At 68.7% G+C, this 4134-nt stretch carries 3 protein-coding genes; 2 read left to right on the forward strand and 1 reads right to left on the reverse strand.

Annotated features, from left to right (window positions below; translation table 11 throughout):
• Window positions 1-313 precede the first annotated feature (313 nt).
• Both MBTS_RS22150 and MBTS_RS22155 read left to right on the forward strand, forming a co-directional pair.
• Window positions 314-1300 carry a cation diffusion facilitator family transporter gene (locus MBTS_RS22150; protein ID WP_192216495.1) on the forward strand — a complete coding sequence of 329 codons (987 nt, stop codon included), beginning with the start codon at window positions 314-316 and terminating at the stop codon, window positions 1298-1300.
• Between the two features lie 164 nt (window positions 1301-1464).
• A complete protein-coding gene (locus MBTS_RS22155) occupies window positions 1465-2940 on the forward strand; it encodes a protein adenylyltransferase SelO (RefSeq protein WP_192216493.1) in 1476 nt (491 codons plus the stop codon).
• 35 nt (window positions 2941-2975) lie between these two features.
• Here the strand turns inward: MBTS_RS22155 and MBTS_RS22160 are convergent.
• Window positions 2976-4134, reverse strand: a 1159-nt coding sequence (locus MBTS_RS22160) for a carotenoid oxygenase family protein (protein WP_192216494.1), incomplete at its 5' end; no start/stop codon positions are given.

A 4134-nucleotide genomic window follows, 5' to 3' on the forward strand; every position in this document is an offset into this window, starting at 1 on the left:
GCATCCATTCGGCTGCGAAAAGGCCCGCAGCGACCATCATATTATAAGATTATAGTCCTAATCTCGAGCTCAAGTTTGAGACGGGCGTTCGGTCTAGGCATCAGCCCTACCGGCTCGTGACAGCAAATAGTCAGCACGTTTCAGGTGTACCGAGGTAACAATTCTCTCATGAGAATGGCCGAAATCTTTTGGCTTGCACCTCTAGTCACTAGAGGTTGTAGGTTCGATTTGGCCTCATGGGAAGGCGCCGCATCGACCGTCGCCACTTGCCCGGAACCAGTTACTTAGTAACGAAGAACGGAACGGGACTATGATGACCTCGCACGATGAAAATGCCGGCCATGGTCAGAATGCGCTCGATCACGATGCACATGCGGGTCACAGCCACGCTGAGCATGCTCATGGATCCGGCCACACTCACGCACCCGCAAATTTCGGTAAGGCGTTCGCAATCGGCATCGCCCTCAACATGGGCTTCGTCGCCGTCGAGGCCACCTACGGCGTGCTCGCCAACTCGGTGGCGCTGCTGGCGGATGCCGGACACAATCTGTCGGACGTACTTGGCCTGCTGGTCGCATGGAGCGCCAGCGTACTGGTGAAGCGTGCCCCGACCTCGCGCTATACCTACGGGCTGAAGGGCTCCTCGATCCTCGCCGCCCTGTTCAACGGGGTGTTCCTGCTGGTCGCTGCGGGCGCCATCGCGTGGGAGGCGGTCCAGAGGTTCGGCCAGCCGGTGCCGGTGGCTGGAACGACCGTGATGGTGGTCGCCACCATCGGCATCATCGTGAACGGCGTGACGGCCTGGCTGTTCGTCGCCGGGGCCAAGGGCGACATCAACCTGAAGGGCGCCTTCCTGCACATGGCCGCGGACGCCGCCGTGTCGGCCGGCGTGGTCCTGGCCGGCCTCGCGATCCTGTTCACCGGCTGGGAATGGATCGACCCGGTCATCAGCCTCTCCATCGTGGCCGTCATCGTCTGGAGCACCTGGGGACTCCTGCGCGACAGCGTCGTGATGGCCCTCGCCGCCGTTCCGCCCGGCATCGACCCCGTGGCTGTGGACGGACACCTCCGGGGCATGCCGGGGGTCGTCGGCCTGCACGACCTCCATATCTGGCCGATGAGCACCACCGAGACCGCGCTGACCGCCCACCTCGTCATCCCGGAAGGCCATCCCGGCGACGACTTCCTGATGCGGACGGCCGACGAGATGAAGCTGAAGTTTGGAATCGGGCACACCACCCTGCAGGTCGAGACCAGCGCGAACGCGAACTGCGCGCTCGAACCCGACCACGTCGTCTAAGGTGGGGGCGCGGGGCGGTGGTGCCCGACACGGTGGGCCTTCGAAGCTGCATCTAAACCAGCGCACGTAGTTTTGTATGCGCTCACCCCGCTACATCACCCGGATGGCCGACCGGTCCCCGGAAGGTGCTTGTCCGCCGGCGCAATCGCTCATAGCTCTCGACCATGACTACGATCCCGTTCGACAACAGCTACGTCCGCTTGCCGGACCGCTTCTTCGTCCGCCGGGCCCCGACACCCGTCGCAGCCCCACGCCTAATCCGTATGAACCGCGCGCTGGCGGCGAACCTCGGCATGGACCCGGATTGGCTCGCCGGCCCCGCCGGGGTGGGGATGCTCGCGGGGAACAGCGTCCCTGAAGGCGCCGAGCCGATCGCGACGGCTTACGCCGGGCACCAGTTCGGCAACTTCGTGCCGCAGCTCGGTGACGGGCGCGCCGTCCTGCTCGGCGAGGTCGTCGACCGTGACGGGCAGCGCCACGACATCCAGCTCAAGGGCGCGGGCCCGACCCCGTTCTCCCGCCGTGGCGACGGCCGGGCGGCGCTTGGGCCGGTGCTGCGCGAGTACCTCGTGAGCGAGGCCATGGCCGCGCTCGGCATCCCCACCACACGGGCGCTGGCGGCGGTTGCCACCGGCGAGTTGGTCGTGCGTGAGACCCGGCTGCCCGGGGCGGTGCTCGCCCGCGTGGCGGCTAGCCACATCCGGGTTGGCACCTTCCAATACTTCGCCGCCCGGGGCGACGCCGAGGCGGTGCGGGCGCTCGCCGACCATGTCCTCGCCCGGCACTATCCCGAGGCATCCTCCGCGGAACATCCCTACCGGGCGCTGCTCGACGGCGTCGTGGCCCGCCAAGCCGAGCTCGTGGCGGGCTGGCTGCTGGTCGGCTTCGTCCACGGGGTGATGAACACAGACAACATGTCGGTGGCCGGCGAGACGATCGACTACGGTCCCTGCGCCTTCCTCGACGCCTACGATCCGCGCACGAGCTTCAGCTCAATCGACGCGCACGGGCGCTACGCCTACGGCCAGCAGCCCGGGATCGCCCTTTGGAACCTCACCCGTCTGGCCGAGGCCTTGCTGCCGCTGCTGGCCGACGACGAGGCGGCGGCGGTCGAAACGGCCGAGGCGCTGCTCGCCGGGTTCGGCCCGCGCTTCGAGAAAGCGTATCACGATGGCCTGGCGCACAAGCTCGGGCTGTCCGCGGATCGGGACGGAACCGTCGCGCTCGCGGACGACTTGCTGGCGCGGATGGCGGAGAACCGGGCCGATTTTACCCTGACCTTCCGCCGCCTGTGCGACGCGGCCGAGCGGCCGGAGGCGGACGCCGGGGTGCGCGACCTGTTCGTCGACCCGACAGAGTACGACGCCTGGGCCGTAGGCTGGCGGAAGCTGTTGGATGAAGAGGGACGGAACCCCGCGGCGACGGCCTCAGCGATGCGCACCGTCAACCCGGCCTTCATCCCGCGCAACCACCACGTCGAGGCGATGATCGCGGCAGCGGTCGAGCAAGGCGATTTCGGCCCGTTCGAAGAGCTGTTGGCGGTGCTGTCGCGGCCCTACGACGACCAGCCCGCCCATGCCCGCTACGCCGAGGCGCCCCAGGGCGGCAGGGCGGACTACCGCACGTTCTGCGGCACGTGAACGCGCGCGTCGGCGTCCGCGTCACCCCACGATCGTCATTCGGCCCTATAATTCGGAAACCAGTTCCCGTGGAAGCCCGGCGGGATCCGGTGCCCGAGACGGACCCTGGCGACGGGGGGCGCCTCGAACGCGCGTGCGTCGAGGATTGTGAAGTCCGTGGTGTCGCTCGCCGTGTCGATGACGAGCCCGACGAGCCACCCCTCGTCCTCGCCCGCCTCTGGCCCCGCCGGCACGAACACGAACTCCCCCGGAACACGGTCGGCACCGAACTCGTGCACGCGCCGCTCCCCCGTCTCAAGGTCGTGCTTGTAGATCTGCGTCGCGCCCACGAGTTGCGTGTTACCGTCGGCGGGGACCGAGCCCGTGTAGACGTAGCGGTGGGGCCGCCCGAAGCGGCGCTCGTCGATCCGGGGGAACTCCTGGGCCTCGGGGTCGATCACCCGCCGGTCGACCCGCCCCGTCGCGGGGTCGGCGGTCCAGCGCTCCAGCCGGCCCGGCGTGTCGAGGCCGCCGCCGGCCGAGGCGAACACCCGCTCGTAGGCGACGACGTCGACGACCACCCGCCCATCCGCATCGTCGTAGGCATTGGCGACGTGGAAGACGAAGCACGGCTCGACCGCGCACCACGTGATGTCGGCGGCCGTGCCGTGCCGGGGAAGCAGGCCGACGCGGGCGCGGTGGGCAGGGTTCCAACGGAAAGGGAAGCGGTGCCCGGCCAGCACCGCCCGCATTGAGAAGGTGACCGGCAGGTCCAGCACGACGACGAAACGTGCCGTGATCGCGCAATCGTGGATGCACGGGCCGTGCTCGACCGGGATCGACACGTCGCGCACGACCCGGCCCGCGGGCGAGAGGACGACGTGGCGCACGCGGTCCCAGACGCGGCCGTCATAGGCGACGGCATGTGTCTCCCCGGTCTCCGGGTCGCGGTGCGGGTGCCCGCTGAAGGAGCCGGCGAGCGTGCCGTCGAACCGATCGTAGCGCTGCGTCTCCATGTCCTCCGACAGCGCGACGGGATAGCTGCCGGCCTCGACCACCGCGAAGGCGCGGTCGCCGATCTCGACAACGTTGGTGTTGACGGTATCGTCGCCCCGGCGCGGTCCAGGCGCGGCGGGCCGGCGGAGTGCCCCGGATGCCGCACGCCCGCGGGTCCACCGGTTTCGGGAACCATGGCACTGGCGCCGTTGATGCAGG

Source organism: Methylobacterium bullatum (assembly GCF_014845095.1).
Lineage (GTDB): Bacteria > Pseudomonadota > Alphaproteobacteria > Rhizobiales > Beijerinckiaceae > Methylobacterium > Methylobacterium bullatum.